The sequence below is a fragment of the Pseudoalteromonas sp. APC 3495 genome (assembly GCF_030407645.1).
In the GTDB taxonomy this organism is placed as follows: Bacteria; Pseudomonadota; Gammaproteobacteria; order Enterobacterales; family Alteromonadaceae; genus Pseudoalteromonas; species Pseudoalteromonas tetraodonis.
Genome location: NZ_JASDDA010000019.1, coordinates 44483 through 63251, shown reverse-complemented (window position 1 = coordinate 63251; position 18769 = coordinate 44483). Strand labels below are relative to the sequence as shown.

At 39.1% G+C, this 18769-nt stretch carries 19 protein-coding genes; 6 read left to right on the top strand and 13 right to left on the bottom strand.

Annotated features, from left to right (window positions below):
* Positions 1-173 precede the first annotated feature (173 nt).
* Positions 174-893, bottom strand: coding sequence for a hypothetical protein (locus tag QL984_RS09865; RefSeq protein WP_058155173.1), 720 nt, complete (start codon positions 891-893; stop codon positions 174-176).
* A 321-nt stretch (positions 894-1214) separates the two neighbouring features.
* Between QL984_RS09865 and QL984_RS09860 the strand changes: the two genes are divergently transcribed.
* Positions 1215-1838, top strand: a complete 624-nt coding sequence (locus QL984_RS09860; RefSeq protein ID WP_004589486.1) for a tyrosine-type recombinase/integrase — start codon at positions 1215-1217, stop codon at positions 1836-1838.
* 248 nt (positions 1839-2086) lie between these two features.
* Here the strand turns inward: QL984_RS09860 and QL984_RS09855 are convergent, their stop codons facing one another.
* From QL984_RS09855 to QL984_RS09825, 7 genes are all read right to left on the bottom strand, one after another.
* Positions 2087-5287 carry a CusA/CzcA family heavy metal efflux RND transporter gene (locus tag QL984_RS09855; protein WP_055022222.1) on the bottom strand — a complete coding sequence of 1067 codons (3201 nt, stop codon included), beginning with the start codon at positions 5285-5287 and terminating at the stop codon, positions 2087-2089.
* 11 nt (positions 5288-5298) lie between these two features.
* Positions 5299-6555: an efflux RND transporter periplasmic adaptor subunit gene (locus QL984_RS09850; RefSeq protein WP_055022223.1), complete on the bottom strand. Its 1257-nt coding sequence runs from the start codon at positions 6553-6555 to the stop codon at positions 5299-5301.
* Positions 6556-6619: 64 nt separating this feature from the next.
* Entirely contained in the window at positions 6620-7837 is a 1218-nt protein-coding gene (locus QL984_RS09845) for a TolC family protein (RefSeq protein WP_008468875.1), read from the bottom strand.
* Positions 7838-7920: 83 nt separating this feature from the next.
* Complete coding sequence (locus tag QL984_RS09840) at positions 7921-8271, bottom strand: hypothetical protein (protein WP_004588885.1); 351 nt, start codon at positions 8269-8271, stop codon at positions 7921-7923.
* A gap of 55 nt (positions 8272-8326) precedes the next feature.
* Positions 8327-9229, bottom strand: a complete 903-nt coding sequence (locus QL984_RS09835) for a cation diffusion facilitator family transporter (RefSeq protein ID WP_004588886.1) — start codon at positions 9227-9229, stop codon at positions 8327-8329.
* Positions 9216-9947 carry a transglutaminase-like domain-containing protein gene (locus QL984_RS09830; RefSeq protein WP_069439206.1) on the bottom strand — a complete coding sequence of 244 codons (732 nt, stop codon included), beginning with the start codon at positions 9945-9947 and terminating at the stop codon, positions 9216-9218. The genes QL984_RS09835 and QL984_RS09830 overlap by 14 nt, the downstream gene beginning before the upstream one ends.
* A 55-nt stretch (positions 9948-10002) precedes the next feature.
* Positions 10003-10617, bottom strand: a complete 615-nt coding sequence (locus QL984_RS09825; protein WP_004588888.1) for a cation transporter — start codon at positions 10615-10617, stop codon at positions 10003-10005.
* 77 nt (positions 10618-10694) lie between these two features.
* Between QL984_RS09825 and QL984_RS09820 the strand changes: the two genes are divergently transcribed.
* From QL984_RS09820 to QL984_RS09810, 3 genes are all read left to right on the top strand, one after another.
* Complete coding sequence (locus QL984_RS09820; protein ID WP_004588889.1) at positions 10695-11084, top strand: Cd(II)/Pb(II)-responsive transcriptional regulator; 390 nt, start codon at positions 10695-10697, stop codon at positions 11082-11084.
* 42 nt (positions 11085-11126) lie between these two features.
* Positions 11127-11504 carry a MerR family transcriptional regulator gene (locus tag QL984_RS09815; protein WP_004588890.1) on the top strand — a complete coding sequence of 126 codons (378 nt, stop codon included), beginning with the start codon at positions 11127-11129 and terminating at the stop codon, positions 11502-11504.
* Between the two features lie 102 nt (positions 11505-11606).
* Positions 11607-12014, top strand: coding sequence for a MerC family mercury resistance protein (locus QL984_RS09810; RefSeq protein WP_232311323.1), 408 nt, complete (start codon positions 11607-11609; stop codon positions 12012-12014).
* Positions 12015-12025: 11 nt separating this feature from the next.
* Here QL984_RS09810 and QL984_RS09805 read toward each other — a convergent pair whose 3' ends face one another.
* Positions 12026-13273, bottom strand: a complete 1248-nt coding sequence (locus QL984_RS09805; RefSeq protein WP_036956563.1) for a DEAD/DEAH box helicase — start codon at positions 13271-13273, stop codon at positions 12026-12028.
* Positions 13274-13364: 91 nt separating this feature from the next.
* On the bottom strand, positions 13365-14069 hold the full coding sequence (locus QL984_RS09800) for a DUF3581 domain-containing protein (protein WP_013465710.1): 705 nt from the start codon (positions 14067-14069) through the stop codon (positions 13365-13367).
* A 156-nt stretch (positions 14070-14225) separates the two neighbouring features.
* Here QL984_RS09800 and QL984_RS09795 point away from each other — a divergent pair, with 156 nt between their 5' ends.
* Both QL984_RS09795 and QL984_RS09790 read left to right on the top strand, forming a co-directional pair.
* Positions 14226-14621: a hypothetical protein gene (locus tag QL984_RS09795; protein ID WP_036956565.1), complete on the top strand. Its 396-nt coding sequence runs from the start codon at positions 14226-14228 to the stop codon at positions 14619-14621.
* Positions 14622-14708: 87 nt separating this feature from the next.
* On the top strand, positions 14709-15560 hold the full coding sequence (locus QL984_RS09790) for a CPBP family intramembrane glutamic endopeptidase (protein WP_036956567.1): 852 nt from the start codon (positions 14709-14711) through the stop codon (positions 15558-15560).
* Positions 15561-15617: 57 nt separating this feature from the next.
* On the opposite strand, the gene gltX is transcribed toward QL984_RS09790, so the two are convergent.
* The 3 genes from gltX to proB all read right to left on the bottom strand — a co-directional run bounded on the left by gltX (position 15618) and on the right by proB (position 18722).
* Positions 15618-17102: a glutamate--tRNA ligase gene (gene gltX, locus QL984_RS09785; protein WP_036956570.1), complete on the bottom strand. Its 1485-nt coding sequence runs from the start codon at positions 17100-17102 to the stop codon at positions 15618-15620.
* Positions 17103-17152: 50 nt separating this feature from the next.
* Positions 17153-17512, bottom strand: coding sequence for a glutathione S-transferase N-terminal domain-containing protein (locus QL984_RS09780; protein WP_008111110.1), 360 nt, complete (start codon positions 17510-17512; stop codon positions 17153-17155).
* 106 nt (positions 17513-17618) lie between these two features.
* A complete protein-coding gene (proB, locus tag QL984_RS09775) occupies positions 17619-18722 on the bottom strand; it encodes a glutamate 5-kinase (RefSeq protein ID WP_036956571.1) in 1104 nt (367 codons plus the stop codon).
* Between the last annotated feature and the right edge of the window lie 47 nt (positions 18723-18769).

The window sequence follows — 18769 nt, the reverse complement described above, 5'->3', positions numbered from 1 at the left end:
TTCGGGCAACAATGATAATCGAAATAAAATAAGCCAGTTCAAGTAGTTAGCTTCGTTTATTTTCATAAGTACTAACTTGATCTGTGAGGTTTGAACTGTAGGACTTTATCAAATCTAACAGTCGCATTTGTGCCATTTGCGGACTGTCGTAACCTTAGACTCTTGTTAGCCATTTACTCTGGTAGTGAAAATGTGAACTCTTGATAGTCGTGTTCTTTAGTCAGTGCTGAGGCTGTATTTTCAAAGTGCTGTAAAAAAAATTCAGACTCTACTGAATCAGGTGTCACATGCTCTTTCACAAATGGGTGCAATGCAATTCCTGCATTCAGAGACAAAGGCACAAAGTTGAAAAATATTTGAGATTTACTGAAACCTAAAGATTTTGCCTCTTCTTCAAATTTATCTGCATTTAAATAGTTACGAATTAGATCTCTAGCATTAGCTCTCAATCTTGATTCATTTCGTGGCAAAGTTAACAAATCGTCTAAATCAGACCAAGATAGAGGTATATCAAAGTACCCTCCACCTTCTTCCTCTTCAGGTACAACAGAATTTACGTATAGATACTTCTTTTTGTTTGTAGGCTTTTCACAAACTTGATTATGGTAGTTCCATAAACTTCTAATTCTGTTTGCTTTGTTATGGTGGCGAGCATTGCGAATTGCCAGAATTATGCAAAGTTCAGGGACTGAATACCAATCTACTGGCTTTCCTAATTCTTGCGCCATCAAATCATATAAATTATGGAATGCATTTAATTTTGCGTTAATTGCAGTTTCCACAGTACCCACGGCTTCTGCTCTATCAATATCAATTAATTGTTTTAATCTTTGATTCGATTCAAGCAGAACTCTAAACGTTTGAGTCAGGTCTTCGAAGGAATGGGTAAGCATATAAACTCCGTACGTATGAATTAATGGCTAACAGCTTATTGAACACCGTTTTGGTGGTTTATAACACACCAAAACGGCGTATATTACATACCCCGATAATTTCACCAATAATTTCCTTTGTAAACAAGTAATTAAAATAGCGAGATATTAAGCATGTTATTTTTCCCCAAAGCGGCGTTTAATAATGTTATCGAACAGAATTAGGCTCTTACTCAAAGAAGTAATAATAAATTTAACTTTTCAGTGTCCGCTCCTCGCTCATACCCGAATTCTTTTGTAGCGAGCTAAGCTTAAAACTCCATAAACACCGGAGTACAACTAATGCACCAGTTAACTATATATCAGCCTAAAGAGCCTTGGAATAAAAATAAGCTTGTAGGACAAAAGTTACCTCTAAAATTACAGCAAATATGGGCTATCCGAATACGACTGGAACTTTTTCATAAAATAAGAGATCTAGCACTATTTAACCTAGCCATAGATAGCAAACTAAGAGGGTGTGATTTAGTTTCACTAAAAGTTAATGACATTGCACATGGTAAAGCAATCCAATCACGGGCAATAGTCGTTCAAAAAAAGACTGGTATGCCTGTTCAATTTGAAATTACTGGAAATACAAGGAAATCAATTGTGGCGCTCATAGAGCAATTTACTCTCAATTCTTATGATTACTTGTTTAAGTCACGAATTCATTCCTCTGAACACCTTTCAACCCGTCAATATGGACGTATAGTTGACTCTTGGGTCACCTCAATTGGGTTAGATAAGACTCAATATGGCACTCATTCAATGAGACGTACCAAACCATCACTAATTTACAAAAAAACTAAAAATTTAAGAGCCTGTCAGCTTCTACTTGGCCATAGAAAACTAGAGAGCACTGTCAGGTACTTGGGAATAGAAGTTGATGATGCGTTAGAAGTATCAGAACAGATCGATGCTTAAATTTGAACCTAAGCCAGACTCGAAGTTAGAGTCTGGCACGTGCCATAATCCGACCTTGAGACACATAGAGATTAAGACTGCAAAGATACGAAAGCGGAAGTTAGCTTTGGCCTGTTTAACGACAAATATTCCGACAAAGCAGTCATGACTATTAGTTTATTGTTAAATCTAATCTTTCTTTTCGTTCATCTACTCAATAACCCCACGCTAAACGTGACTTTAGCGTGGGGTTAGAGTTCACAGTAATTTTATCTGGATAGCTCTTTTATTTTTTTCTCTGAAAACCAGCGATATAAAACAGGTAAAACAAATAATGTTAACAGTGTTGCAGTTACCAAGCCGCCAACAATAACACTCGCTAATGGGCGCTGTATTTCTGCACCAACACCATTAGACATTAACATCGGTATCAAACCTAAAGCTGATGTTATAGCAGTCATAAGTACAGGTCTTAATCTTGAAGTAGCGCCTTCAAAAACGGCTTTAGATGCTTCTAGACCGTCTTTAATACGTTGGTTGATACTTTCTACCATAACGACCCCATTCAATACCGCTACACCAAATAAGGTAATAAAGCCAACGGAGCTTGGTACAGACAAGTATTGTCCAGATAAATATAAGGAGAAAACTCCGCCAATTACAGCAAGCGGCACGTTGACCAATATCAGCATAGCTTGACCAACAGAGCCAAAAGCAAAGTAAAGTAACAATGCAATTAGCGCTAAAGATAGAGGTACAACGATAGCTAGTCTGCTTTGAGCACGCTGCTGGCTTTCGAATTGGCCACCTATTGCTACCGAGTAACCTGAAGGTAGGTCAACTTTCTCAGCAATAACTTTTCTGATGTCGGCTACTACACTACCCATATCTCTATTCTGAACGTTTGCTTGAATAACGACACGCCTTTGAACATCATCGCGCCTTACTTGAGGAGGACCTGATTCAAATGAAACAGTTGCAACATCACCTAAGCGTACCCAGGCGCCTGTTGGTGACTGAATTCGAATATCTGAAATAGCTTCCTTATTTTGTCGGTACTCTTCTTCAATACGCACGTAAATATCATAACGTTCATTGCCTTTGATGATTTGTCCAGCTTCAACCCCTCCAATACCATCTCGCACAACTTCCATTATATCAACAACTGAAAGTCCAAAGCGCGATAGCTCTTGCCTATTAGGTTTTACGACAAGTTGCGCTTCACCTGCAATTTGCTCAAGAGCAACATCTCTTGCACCATCAACACTCTTTATAGCCGCTTCGATCTCTTGTCCTTTAGCTGCTAAAACGTCTAACTCAGGGCCAAATAACTTTATCGCCAACTGAGCTTTTACGCCAGATAGTAACTCATCAACACGAGTCGCAATAGGTTGAGAAAAGTTTAGTAGTAAGCCAGGAAACTCCTCTAAAGATCTCTCCATTTTCCCTTGAAGTTCATATCGATTAGATGCACTGGTCCACTCAGAAACAGGCTTCAACCCTATGTAAATTTCTATGTTATTCACAGGCTCTGGATCTCCACCTATTTCGGCTCGACCAATTCGGCTTAATGCATAGGTTACTTCAGGAAAAGCCATTAGTTTTTCTTCTAGAATTGGTGCCACAGTGAGCGCGGTATCTAAACTGGAAGAAGGTGCCAGCGTTGCTCTTAAGTTTATCGTCCCTTCTTCTAACTCAGGTACAAATTCAGTACCAATTAATGGAACTAATGCAAAGGCAGAGAAAACTAATATAAGTGCGGCTGAAATGACTAACTTGGTGCGTTTTAGTGCGAATGTAAGCCCTTTTCTGTAGAGTTTGTCTAATGGCCTAAGAACAAAGCTTTCCCTCTCTTTTACACCTGACTTAAATAAATAAGTTGCCAGTGCAGGTACGATAAACAACGCAACCACAATCGCAGATACAACGGCTAAGATGATGCTTATTGCCATAGGTTGGAATAACTTTGCTTCAACCCCTTCAAAGCTGAACAATGGCGCAAATACGACTAAAATAATCGAGGCAGCAAAAAAGACGGGACGAGCCACTTCTTTACCTGCATTTTGCAGACGTAATTTAATGCCGTGCTCATCGTGTTCTACATCGTGCGGATCTGCGTCAGAAGTTGGAACACGTTCCTTTACCGATTTCGAATGTGTCGCGTCAGGTCTATTTAAATGTTTAAACATATTTTCAACCATAACCACTGAGCCATCTACAAGCATACCAATAGCGACCGCTATGCCACCCAGTGACATAAGGTTTGCAGAAATGCCCCACCAAGCCATGATCATTAACGCGATACCAATTGAAATTGGAATAGATATTAATACCAAGAAGGTTGCACGTAAATTCATTAAAAATAGTGCTAATACAATACAGATGAAAATAAATGCTAGTAATAGTGCATCAACCACTGTATTTACCGCTTTTTCAATCAAATCAGCCTGATCATAAAAAGGCTCAAAGCGAACACCTTTTGGCAATGCTTGATTAATTAATGGAATTCTTGCATTGATACCATCAATGGTGGCTTTAGTATTTGAACCCATGCGTTTTAAGACAATGCCAGAGACAACTTCGCCTAAATTTTCGACTTTACCGTCTTCGGTTTTGCGCGTCATGGTGACAGCACCTTGACGAATTTCACTGCCCATTTCAACTTTAGCAATATCTGAAACCGTAACAACCGTACCATCTACTGTTTTAACGGGAACTTGTTTGATATTACTGATGCCAGCCTCACCACTCTCAAACCAGCCTGTGCCTCTAATCACAAGCTGCTCTTGCCCACGGTTCATGTACCATCCGCCAACATTCGCATTGTTGTTATCTAGGGCACCAACAACGTCTTCTTGCGTTAGTTCATATGCTAAGAGCTTAGATGGATCGACATTGACTTGGTATTGCCTAACATTACCACCAAAAGATAATACATCAGTGACTCCATCGACAGGCATAACGAGTAACTTAACAATCCAATCGTTAAGGCTTCGAAGCGCCATAGCATCATAACCTGCACCTTTATCTGAAATAAGAAGATACTGAAATACTTGGCCCAGCCCAGAGGTGTTTGGTCCCATTTCGGGTGTCCCAACACCTTCTGGTATCAGTTCTTTTGCGGCTTGAAGACGCTCAAATACGAGTTGTCTTGCAAAGTAAATGTCGGTGCCTTCTTTGAAAACAACCGTAACGCCAGACAAGCCTGTTTTAGAAATTGAGCGCACTTGTTCTACATCAGGTAGGGCATACATTACCGCTTCAATGGGGTACGTAATGAGTTGTTCAACTTCTTCAGCAGCCAGTCCTGGCGCTTCAGTATTTACAGCAACTTGAACATTAGTAACATCAGGAAAGGCATCCAAATTTAATTTTGGGATCACCATAACTGCACCAACCATAGTGGCAAACAGCGCAATCAAAATCAGGAGTCTATTATTAACAGACCAATCTATTATTTTATTAAACATAGTCTTGCTCCCTAGTGGTTGTGCGGATCAAATCCGCCTTTAGCGATTTCAGACGCAACAAAAAATGCGCCTTTAGTTACAATTCGCGTTCCACTATCAAGGCCAATGATTTCTCTAAAACCACCTAAGGCTCGGCCTAGTTCTATTTCTACAGCTTTAAATTCTCCAGGGTGGTCTTCGACAAATACTGTCCAATCACCATCTGCGCTGCGGATCAATGCTTCTTCTGGCACAGCCATCACTTTCTGCTTTGTGGCAAACTGAAAGTAAACTTTTACAAACATGCCTGAATGAAGATTATCATCCGAATTATCTACTCCTAACCTAATAATTCGAGTACGAGTAATAGGGTCAATTGTATGGGCTTCTTGGATAACTTTGGCATTGTAACTCTGGCCTTCTAATTTAAGTACCGCAGGAGAATCAATTGATAAATTTAGCTTTTTATTTGGAGAAACTTTTGCTTCAACCCATAGTTGTTTTTCATCTGCTAACAACATTACTGAATCACCAGCATCAACACGTTGCCCTTGGATAAAATCGTCTTGAAGTACAACCCCTTCACGCTGAGCAATTAATGTATATTGCCCAAACGCTTTTATGTCTTTGTTAGAAATGCCATCTATTGCTTTTTCAGTTAACCCTAAAGCAATAAGCTTCCCGTAACTCGCATTGTATGTAGTCTCTGCTTGTAATAATCTACTTTCACTCACCGTCTTGTTACCCAGCTTTTTCACACGTTGCCATTCGGTTGAAGCGATTAAATAGTCAGCCTGTGCTTGTGCCATTGCTTCACTAAATAATGTAACTAACTTCTGACCTATTTCTACATGCTCTCCAAGCGCTGCATGGCGACTAATAATGACTGACTCTGTACGTGGCGATACCACATAACTTTTATAGCCATTAGCTTTTATTTCGCCTGGTGCATATACGGTGCTAAATTGATATTCAGGCTTAACACTTTCCACTTTAATGTTAGCAAGCGACATCTTCTTTGGATCAATAGTGATACCTTCTTCATGTCCTTCTTCTCCCTCTTTATTACCACCTTCATGGCCGTGCTCGTCATGGTCACCTTTATCTTCTTCATGTCCCTTTTCGTGTTCATGCTCATCTTGATGTTCTTTTTCTTCTTGTTTCGAAACGTTTGTGACAGAACCAGTTCCATCTGACGACTGTGCAAAAGCATCATGATTTGTAGTAAACCCAACTAACAGGCAGCTAATTACTACGGCTAAAAATTTTTTACTAATTACTGTATTCATTTTTGTAACCTATATTTTTAATAAATTTAAGATTTCGTTTTTCGCTACTGAAAAAACAAAGCGCTCAAATCTCAAATTTGGATAACTGACCCATACTTAAAATGAAGGATATTTCTGCAAGCTTGAATTGATTTTCCAAACGTATTCCTGCATGAAGCCCTTCCGCACGTTGATTTAATGCAAGTAAGTAGTCAGAAGTATTAATGTCACCAGCTTCCCAGCGCTTATTTAATAAGTTTTCGCTGCTATCTAATCTGCCTTTTGTCAGTTTTTGCCATTGCTCATAATATTTTTTACTGACAATAAGCGATTCATAATTAGCTTTTGCTTCAAATGACTGCTTTCGATAAACCGACCGAAAGTTAGCCTCTGCTGCAATTGCTTCTGAATAAGCGGCTTTAACAGTATCTGAATAGTTATTTCTGATATTTAAAGGCATTGAGAAAGTCACGCCAATCAAGTCTTCATCTCCACTTTTCCCTGCGTTAACTCCAATGGTTGGATTGGCTTTAGATTCCATAGTGGTTAGTTGAGCTTTAGATTGTTTTATCTTCCATTGCGCTCTAGCGAGTTTAACTTTTGGATGTTCCTCAACCCACTGAGAGTTAAATGAATAGTTTGTTGCTCCAAAAGTAAATGAAAACAAATTGGTAGTATTAGGCGTCCAATCAGGCAATAACTCCTGAACATTTACCTCTGCATTTTTCAAAGCAATTTGCGACTCAGATATTTCACTGAAAACTTGGGACAAGTTTAAATAAACCAGTTCAGCGTCAAGTGGCTCTAAAAGTCCTGCTTTTCGCTTATCTTCAATAATTCCAACGAGCGTTTGTAATTGATTTTCTCTTACTGAAAGTAACTGAGCCACCTTTTTTGCTGCTTGCCAATTAACTATTGCAGTTAAAGCGTTAGCCTTTTTAGAATCGAGTAGAGATAACAATTGTTGCTGGTTTGCATAAACACCAATTTCACCAATGCTTTTATTTGCTGATTGCTTATCCCAAAAATCAATCGTTTGACTGATACCAATAGAATAATTATCAAAATCACCCTCTTTTTCATAGCTTGCTTCAAGCTCTGGGTTATATACGGCTTTAGTTAAGCTCTTGGCTCTATGATTACTTGCATTAAGTAACTCTTTAGCCGCAACAACTTCGGGATCTTTATTTATTTGACTATCTAGCCATGAAATACTTTTCTGTTTGGCATAAGTGGCAACTGAAAAACTCACAGCCATACATAAAGACAGGACTAAACCTGCATTTTTTAAATATATATACATAAAAATTCTTAATTTTAAAATTAATAAACACGAAACCTTTATCCATTATTAAAGGATAAATAGGTCATTAAAAATTAATCTAATTAAGAAATGGGCGGACGAAGTATCGCTTCAAGAAAGGTACTTGTTTGATCAATTTGATAAGGCGTTTTATTGATAATGTTTAGTTTGCCCGTGGTATTTGAATTACTGACTAAAATCCAAGATAAGTGGCTGCCACTGCAATGTCCGCAGTGATGACAATCTTTTTCATTATGCTGCTCATCACCTACATTATCATTTGAGACATTTCGATCATCTGCATGATCATGTTGAATTTGAAGGTGCTCTATATCTATTTGGTGATTCTCAGGTGTTGCGGATACAACAGCAGTTAACGATTGCAAAACAATCGAAACGACTAATAGTATTTTTAACGCAACATTGAATTTCAAAATAAACACCTACTTAAATATGAAAAATTATAATATCAAAAAAAGGTTTTCTAAACTAGCCATGCGCATGTTTTTCATGCTCGTCACGGCAAGTTTCTTGAGGAAACTCAAACTCAATGGTTGTATGAGATAAATTATAAGAAGAAAGTTCCTTAGCCACTTGTTGTTTTAGCCTAATTAATTTATCAACCTCAAAGTTATGGGCTAACTCTAGGTGAGCAGTTAATACGTGACTTTCCCCGTCTAATGACCAAAAGTGCATATGATGAATCCCATTAATTTCAGGTATAGCCTTTATCGCTTTTTCAATATTATTCTGCACTTCTTCATCAGGTGTAGCTTGAAGAAATAGTGCCAATGTTGTTTTCAGGTTTTTCAAAACGTTAAACAATATAAACAGTGTAAAGCCTATAGAAAGCAAAGGATCTAATATTGGTAGATCTACAAAAAGCAGCACGATAGAAACAATTAGGACTGCAACCCAGCCAAGTACGTCTTCAAGCAAATGCCACGTAAGTACTTTTTCGTTCAGCGTTTTACCCGCTTTTAGTTTAAATACTGCATACCCATTAACAGCAACCCCAAGTAATGCAAGACCCAACATTCCTTCAGCCATTGGCATTTCAGGATTAGATAATCTTGGTATTGCTTCAAATAGCACCCAGACAGAACCAATAACTAATACAATACTGTTAATTAATGCGCCAAACAGGGTAAGACGACGATAGCCATAGCTAAATCTATCGGATGCTTCTTTATCCGAGAAACGACTCAGTATCCAAGCGAATCCTATAGATAAACTGTCACCCAGGTCATGTACAGCATCAGCCATAATAGCGGTACTGTTGGTTAGCCAACCACCAATAAATTCGATAATAGTAAATGAAACATTAAGGAAAAATGTCCAACCTATACGGTCGTCTTTTCCATGCGAATGGCTATGGCTATGATTGTGCATTTTCCACCTCAAGAACTTTTAAATTTCTTACATTGACTACGTTAAAATTGATAAAGTGACGGATCACTCGTTGATACATCCAACGTTTGATTCCTGATAAGTTAGTTCCTTTTTCGAGATAAAACTCATCAGGGGAATTATAAACACCAAAATTATCATGAATACCTTCTTTTTGTATATAGGTATCTTGACCACGCCAATCTGTATCTGGCGAAGAGAAACACTTTGTTGCAACACCATAACCACAAAATTCGTTTTTTATTTGACTAAATTTGTGCTGTAGTGAACTTAAATATTGTTCATCTAATATAAAGCCTTCTAAGTTTATCCAACGATCCTTGAAATAAACTTCAATCCAACTATGAATGATATATTTAGGTGCTAACCAAAATACATAAGTTGGAATAGCTCCTTTTTGTAATCGCTGCTCAATAGTAAAGCCGTGAAAACGACATTGAATACCTAATCCTCGTAACAAAGCCATCAGCAAGTTACCCTTGGTATTGCATTGTCCGTAACCATCGGCTAAAACACTGCTTGCTGAAATATCATCACTCTCATTGTAACCAAATAATATTTCATCTTTAACAAATTGGTAGGCTGCACCAATTTTGTTGAAGTCATCGAGTTCTTGCCAATTACGCTCAGAAATTAATGATTGAATTGTAGAGTGTTCAAAATTTACTATCTTGGTTTTTTCTAGATATTTGCTATTCATTGATGTTTCCTTACTTTGAACAACCAAAGGTTGATTGTTTATCTTCATTTGGTGTTTAACGTGTTTTCTCAGCAACAGCTAATTCTTGTTTAGCATCGCTTAGTATTCGGTAAGCGCCTCGAAGAATTAACATTGAAATGATGCTACCAATGACGATATCAGGCCAACGCTGTTTCAGCACCATAACGAGTATGCCTGCGATAACGACACCAAGATTTGCAATTACATCATTCGCTGAAAATATCCAGCTAGCTCTCATATGTACTTCATCGTTGTTGTGCTTTCGAATAAGGATGAGACAAATCACATTTGCAACTAAAGCAACCATGCCTACGCCAATCATAAACCAAGAGTGAGGCTCACTTTCACCATACAGCCTTCTAGCAATATCCATTAGAATTAGCACGCCTAACCCCAGTTGGAAATAGCCACTCACTAAAGCAGCATTAGCCTTATGTTGGATTGACTTTCCCACCGCGTATAGTGCAATTGCATAGACGATTGCATCCGCTAGCATGTCTAACGAATCTGCAATTAAAGCCGTTGATTCTGATAACCAACCAAAGCCAATTTCAAAAACAAACATCGAGGCATTGATAGCCAGAAGCCAATAAAGCACCGTTTTTTGCTGGTTATCTTTTAGCTCAACTTCACACCCACAATCGCTCATTTTCATCTCCGATTAACTTGTATGCTCTAACTATAAATCCTATAGTGACTATAGGGTCAAGTTTATTTGGAAATTTTATGAAAATTGGTGAGTTATCGAAAACATCGGGGTATTCAGTACAAACCATCCGATATTATGAAAAGGAGGGCTTGCTGTCAGATCCTGATCGCACTGAAGGGAATTTCAGGTTGTATTCTAATAAGGCATTTAAAGAGCTAGAGTTCGTAAAGCATTGTCGAAGTTTAGATATTCCGCTTAATGATATTAAGCGACTCATTGAATTAAAAAACAAGCCAGAGGAGAGTTGCTCTAGTGTAAATGCATTAATTGATCGGCAACTAACTTTAGTTAATCAACGAATGAAGGAATTGAATGCACTCAAAAAAGAGTTAAAACTAATGGCAAGCTCTTGCGGGTCTGACGGTACAATTGAAGTCTGTGGCATTATCAAGTCATTAGATAGTTGAACTAAATATAACTTTAGATTAGTAGTATTCACAAAGGCAATAATGAAAACCATTGGCAAATTAGCACAATCATTAAATTTAAATGTAGAAACCATTCGTTTTTATGAACGAGAAGGACTGATTACACAACCTGAAAAACCAATATCTGGTTATAGACAATATGACGAATCAATAGCAGGACAACTTAGGTTTATCACAAAAGCCAAAGCGCTCGGCTTTACGTTAAGAGAAATAAAATCGCTAATGTCTATGGACAGCAACTGCGCTCAAGTTGAGCTATTAAACCGACAAAAGTTAGCAATCATTCGAGACAAAATTAATGACCTTCAACGTTTAGAGAAAGTAATTGTGGGTATGACAAATACCTGTATGCAAAACGAAGATCCAACACATTGCCCCATAATTGACTCATTAAAATGATTGACTCCGTACTTGTATACGGAGTTTAGAATGATGGTAATATCAACCAATAGACTTTCAAATGATAAATAAAATATTAGACAGAGTAGGCTCTAGTGGCGTTTGGCTAGCGGCACGGCCTGCCTCCCTGCATTAAGGTCACTTGCATCGGCATTAGGACTAGGCTTCTTCTCTCACTTCGAAGGAATAGCTGTAAATACGCTTTTACCTATTTTTGCATCTTTGGAACTATTGGTAAACTTATACAACTGGCACAAAAATAAAAACCATACCAGAGCTGTCTTCAGCATTCTAGGGCCTGTAGCAGTGCTATTAACGCTTTATCCTCTTTGGCTATATGATTGGAGCACATACCTATTTTACTTTGGTATTTGCTTAATGGTCGTTATGTCGGTTTTGGATATCGTAAAACCAGTAAGGGAGCAAACATGCAACGTATGGCTAATTGCCGTCGTTGAAACGATTAACGGTCAATGTCTGCTTTTCGCTCTTAGCTGCCTCTTAGGTTAAGCCCTAAGCTTTTATTTACGTCTTCTATTCGGCGCTCTTTGCCCTGTAATACGTTTTTTATCACGATCTTTACGCGCTTTGTTGGTGTTTTTGCGGTTATCTTTAGGTGGCTTATTTAAATCGGGCTCGTAGCCTTCAAGCCATTGTGGTGTTAAACGCGTATCAAGCAGTACTTCAATTTCTTCAAGCAGCCATTGCTCATCTAAGCTCACTAATGACATTGCAAGGCCTTGCTCGCCAGCGCGCCCTGTACGGCCAATACGATGCACATAATCTTCAGCTATGTATGGCAATTCAAAGTTAATTACGTATTTAAGTGCCGGTATGTCTAAACCACGCGCCGCTACATCGGTGGCCACTAAAACACGCGTACTGCCCTCTTTAAAGTTTTGTAATGCGCGATCGCGAGCACCTTGCGATTTATCACCATGAATAGATTCGGTTTTTAAACCATCTTTACACATTTCTTTGGCAAGCTTATCGGCCATTTGTTTAGTGCGGGTGAATATAAGTACTTGGCGCCAGTTTTTCATGCCAATCATGTGCGATACCAGCTCGCGCTTTCTGTCTTCATCTACTGCGTAAATAACTTGTTCAACCTCTACAGCAGCAGAGTTGCGCTTATCAACTTCAATAAGTTCAGGATCTTTGAGTAATTTTTTACTTAGCTCAAATACACTGTCATCAAAGGTGGCGGAAAACAGTAAGGTTTGACGATCGCCTGGGATATGACGCAGTATTCGTCTAATTTCGTCAATAAAACCCATATCAAGCATGCGGTCTGCTTCATCAAATACTAAAGAGTCCACGCTTGAAAGCACCACACTGCCCTTCACTATGTGATCAAGTAAGCGCCCAGGAGTTGCCACTATTACTTGTGCTGTTTTAAGTGCTTTGATTTGTGGGCCAATGCTTGCGCCACCATAGGCAAGTGCACCTTTTATATCTGTACCTTGTGCGTATTTTTCAAAGCTTGCAAATACTTGCTGAGCAAGCTCCCTAGTAGGCGTTAAAATAACCACACGGGCAATGCCTGGTTCGTCTTTTTTAGCGGTATTTAAAAGCTTATGTAATAGCGGCAAAACAAAAGCGGCTGTTTTACCAGTACCAGTTTGAGCGCTGCCCATAACGTCTTTGCCCGCTAAAATTGGCGGTATCGTTTTGTGCTGAATGGCGGTAGGCGTAGTGTAATTATTTTGCTCTATTGCAGTTAGTAGTAACGGGTCTAGGGCTAGTGATGAGAACGATGTGGCAGACATAAGCTTGGCTTTAAAATAACAAAGAACGCTATTATACCTGAGCTTAAGTAATAAAAAAGGCGCTAAATAGCGCCTAAGTAAAATGAAGTATTTAAGCCGGTTTTAATGTGGCTTTACGCTCATTATAAAATGCAATTAAATCATCTACGGTGCTTTGACAGTATTCACGAATACCCGATACCACCATGTGTTTTTCACCAAAACCCACCTTTTCGCCGTTTTCTAATAAATTAAAGCGCAAGGTTATTTTGCCGCGTTTACCAGCGTATTCAAAGCTAGGCTGTGCAAACTCTAGGGTCGGTGATTTAATATCAATGTTATTAAGGTTAATGATCATTGATTCATAAATAATCATAGGACGCGCAGGGTTTATCATTACCTCTTGCTTGCCCATTAAAGGAATAATTACATGCGGGAACGCAGCACCTGAGAACTCAACATAATTTTTTATTAAACTGTTTGTAAGTGTTGGGCATTTACTGGTTTTACCGTCGCGTTTAACCTTTAAAATTACTTTTTCGCCATGGTTTACATCAAACTCTTCTCCAGGTTGTTCTGGAAAATTTAGTTTGGTATTTTCATCAACCATACCGGCAAAGGTAAACTCCATTCGCTCACTAATGCCATAGCGGTCTAACACTAGAGAAAAAAGTAAGTCTCCTGGTGCGCAAAACTTTTTAGCGTCTTTATCATGAAGCGGGTTGTAGTCGTCGGCTACACATTTAGCAAAGCGACAACCTTGCTCACGAGAAATTGAAACATAATCAGCATGTTGCTGATAGTAAGGACTTAACATAGTGTGTTCACTGCTTAAACTGCTTATAACCTAGCTATACTACCAGAAAAAAAATCTTGAGAGGTCGAATCTGTTTAATAAAGGCGAAAAATGATAATTTGCAACTCGCTAATTAACTAAGTAAATTAGGCAAATACGAGTTTAAGGGATTAACTAATGAAGTATTTTTCTTTATTAATATGCGCGGTTTCATTATTAACTGGCTGTAATAACATTACTTACACAACCAATATCGACGACGAGGTTTTATCAGAACACGTTTCAAGCCACATTAAAAAACGTGGTCTAGAGCAGTTTTACAGTGTTCAGGACGCTCTCGATAGAGGTGCAAGCCCTCTTGGTGGAATAAAAGGCGAAAGCTGCGATGTATCAGATGATACGCGAACATCCTCAATTAGCTATAACCGTTTGAAATCACAAGCTATAGAATCCCTTAAAAACGATGTGCTTTATTTAGGTGGCAATGCATTTACACTGGAGCAATGCCAATCAGTATCCCGCTACAATTGTGATTTAGCCGTTACTTGTACCGGACAAGCCTATAATTATTAATAGCTCAAAATTATCTAATTGAGACTATAACGCTATGTGATTCGTTTTCTCTCATTTCCCCTATCAAACAACAAGCAGTATTTGCCAATGACTTTTTACTTTTTAGCTGCCGCTATTTTATGTGCTTTCCCGCAGTGTAAACTCTCTGTATTTCGCCAACCATTATGGCAATACTTATTGCTGCTAAGTGTTATTAGCGCCTATTATCAAGAATATATAAATTTAAACGCGGTTGCTGTTATAGCTGTTTATGTGGGATTGTTTCACTTTACGCTATTGGCAACCTCAGCGTTAAAACGTAATGTTCTAACGTCTTTATTTATAACAGCCTCACTCGGGTTGGCCTTACATTGGTTTGCGGGTTTTAATAACCTGCCTATTGTTGTTAATGAACAAATCACCAGTAACGCAATTGCATTTACCTTGTATGCTAATTTTGATAAAGCATTAGCGGGTTTAATACTGGCCGCTTATGTTTTTGAAAAAAATAAAACGGCAAAGCCAGTAACTATCGGCTACCCTGCTTTAATTATAGTTATTACTATTTTAGCGGCGCTCATAACTGCTTTAACGTTAAACCTTGTTGAATTTGCGCCAAAAGTACCTGAATTTTGGTTGTTATTTATAGCTATCAACCTACTTTTTACCTGCGTTGCAGAAGAGGCATTATTTAGGGGAGTGATACAAACTAAGCTTTCAAAACTAATAACCCCGAGCAGGTTTGCACTGCTCGCACCGGCTATCAGTACTTGTGTATTTTCACTGGCACACTTTTCAGCGGGTACTCATTATATGCTCGTGGCGGCCGTTGCAGGTTTTGGTTATGGCTATATTTACTATAAAACTAGCCGATTAGAATGGGCCATTTTATGTCATTGGCTCGTTAATGTGTTTCATTTTTTCTTATTTACTTACCCTATGCTGGCAACTCCATCTTAGAATTACAGGCACAAAAAAGCCGCTTAAATTAAGCGGCTTTTGAATCTGTATACGCGATTACGCACTTGGGTAATCGCGGTATGCGCGTTCTATCTTTTTAGCCTGCTTTTTAGAAATACCTAAATGGGCAAGCGCGACACGTAAACGTGCACGCGATAGATCTGATCCTAAAATCTCCATTGCATCTAATACCGAGGTAGATGATGTTTTGCCGGTAATAGCCACAAATATAGGCTCTAAAAAGTCTTTAATTTTAAGCTCGTGGAAGGTAGCGACTTCTTTTGCAATTGCAAAAATAGCTGGTTTTTCAAAGCTACGTAAGCCTTCTAGCTGCCATACAAAAAATTGTAATGCTTGGCGAATAACATCTTCGTCAGCTTTACCGGCTGTTAATAGCGCTGGATCGTAAGTCGGGATACCGCCTACAAAGTGCCCTGCTAAATCAACCATGTCAGAGAGCGTATTTATACGCGTTTTAGCTTCCGGTAATACTTTAGCCAGCATGTCGCCATTAAATTTCCAGTCAACAAAACGCTGCATTAGCTCTGCATCAGTTAAGTTTTCGCGGATCCACATACCGTTTAACCAGCTTAACTTGTCTACGTCGAATACTGGGCCACCAAGCGATACACGCTTCATGTCAAAATGCTCTATCATTTCATTAAGAGTGAACTTTTCACGCTCATCAGGCATTGACCAACCCATACGGCCTAAGTAGTTAAGTACCGCTTCTGGTAAGTAACCCATTTCTTTGTAGTAATTAATAGACGTTGGGTTTTTACGCTTAGACAGTTTTGATTTATCTGGATTACGCAATAAAGGTAAGTGACCTAGTACGGGTGCTTCCCAACCAAAATCTTCATACAGTTTTAATAGCTTAGGCGCTGAGTTTATCCACTCTTCACCACGGAAAATATGGCTAATTTGCATATGGTGATCATCCACCACGTTAGCTAAAAAGTACGTTGGAAAACCATCTGCTTTTAATAGCACTTGCATGTCTACGTTTTCCCACGGGATCTCAATTTCACCGCGTAGGTAGTCGTTAAATTTAAACGTGCCTTCGCTTGGGATTTTCATACGTATAACGTACGGTTTACCCGCTGCTAAGTTTGCTTTAATTTCGTCTTCTGTATGGTTTAAGCCACGGCCATCGTATTTAGGACGCAGACCTTCGGCCATTTGTTCTTCACGCATTTGGTCCAGTTCTTCGCTGGTTGCGAAACAGTAAAACGCTTTGCCGTCTTCAACTAACTGATGAGCGTATTTTTTATATAAATCACTGCGCTCAGATTGACGGTATGGACCAAACTCACCACCTACATCAGGACCATGATCCCACTCAAGGCCTAACCAGCGTAAGCTATCCATGATGGCTTGTTCAGATTCTGGTGTGCTGCGAACTTGGTCAGTATCTTCAATACGAAGTACAAATTCACCGCCTTGCTGTTTAGCAAAACAGTAGTTAAATAAGGCAATGTAAGCGGTGCCAAGATGCGGGTCACCAGTTGGCGACGGAGCAACACGGGTACGAATTGTCATGGTAATGTCTCTTTTAATAAGTGAGATGGTATGAAATACCAATAAATATTTTAAGCGGCTACTTTGTTTAAGTAAGCAATAATATCGTTTGATTCATAAAGCCATTTAACTTGGCCATCTTGCTCAATACGTAAACAAGGTACTTTAACTTTTCCGCCTTGCTCTAATAGCTCTTGGCGGTATTGCTCATCATTTTTTGCATCGCGTGTTTCAATTTTTAAGCCTTCACGCTTAATTGAACGGCGCACTTTTACACAAAAAGGGCATGCTTTGAATTGATAGAGCTTAAATTGTGCGGTTTGCTGATCAAGCTTAGTTTGCTCTTGCGGATCACGTTTTTTGCTACGCGGCGTAAAAACAAAATTAAAAAATAAGATGATACAACCTAAAACCCAGCGAACTAATTTCATCTTCAATACTCTTTACAACAAATTTAAGGTGCAAGATTTTAACACAAAAAAGCGCAACACTATAAGCGGATTATACGTTGCGCTATATCGTTAAAAAAGTGCTTAATTACAACACCACCATATCATCTCTGTGTAGTACTTCGGCACTGCTGTCGTAATCAAGTAATTGGCTGATTTGATTAGAGTGTGCGCCTTTTATTTTATCGATTTCAAGATGGCTAAAGCGCGTTAACCCACGTGCAATAATTTGCTGATTTACATCAATTAAGTTAATTAAATCTCCGCGTTCAAATTCACCTATTGCACGCGTAATGCCTTTAGCAAGTAAACTGGCGCCCTTAGATTGCAATGCATGCACCGCACCGGCATCAATTAAAATTTGGCCGCTACTTTTAGGCCCTGCTAATAACCATTTTTTTCGGCCATCTTTAGGGGCGGTAAGTTTTAAAAAACGGGTGCCTGGCAGTTGCTCGCTCATGCATTTTAAAATCACGTTTTCATCAGCGCCTTTGGCAATAATCACCTCAACCCCAGCTCTTCTGGCAATATCGGCTGCCTGTAGTTTGGTTGCCATACCCCCTGTGCCTAGGTTTGTACCGCTGCCACCCGCAAGTTGGCGTAACTCATCATTAATATGGGTAACTTCATCAATCAAGGTGGCGTTAATGTCAGTGCGCGGATCGCTGGTAAATAACCCTTGTTGATCGGTCAGCAATAGTAATTTATCGGCATTGGCCAAAATAGCCACTAATGCCGATAAGTTATCGTTGTCACCTACTTTTATTTCACTGGTAGCAACCGCGTCGTTTTCATTGATGATCGGCACAACATCATAATTTAATAAGGCATTGAGGGTATCGCGCGCATTTAAATAGCGCTCTCTGTCGTCAACATCGGCGCGCGTTAGTAGCATTTGCCCCACGTTAACGCCATATAACGCAAATAAACTTTGCCAAATATGAATGAGCTGCCCCTGTCCAATGGCGGCCAACATTTGTTTGTCTATTAATGTGCGCCCACAGGGTTTTAATAACTGTTCGCGACCTGCGGCAACCGCACCACTAGAAACTAAAATAACCTGATGACCTTGCTTTTTTAGCTCACAGCATTGGCGAACAAGTTCCACCATATGTGCTTTGTCTAACTTATCGGTACCGCCAGTGAGTACGCTTGTACCTAGCTTTACAACTACGACCTGATCCCTTTGCATGTTTTTTACTTAGCGCAATAAATGATGAATTTATTTATACCAGTTCG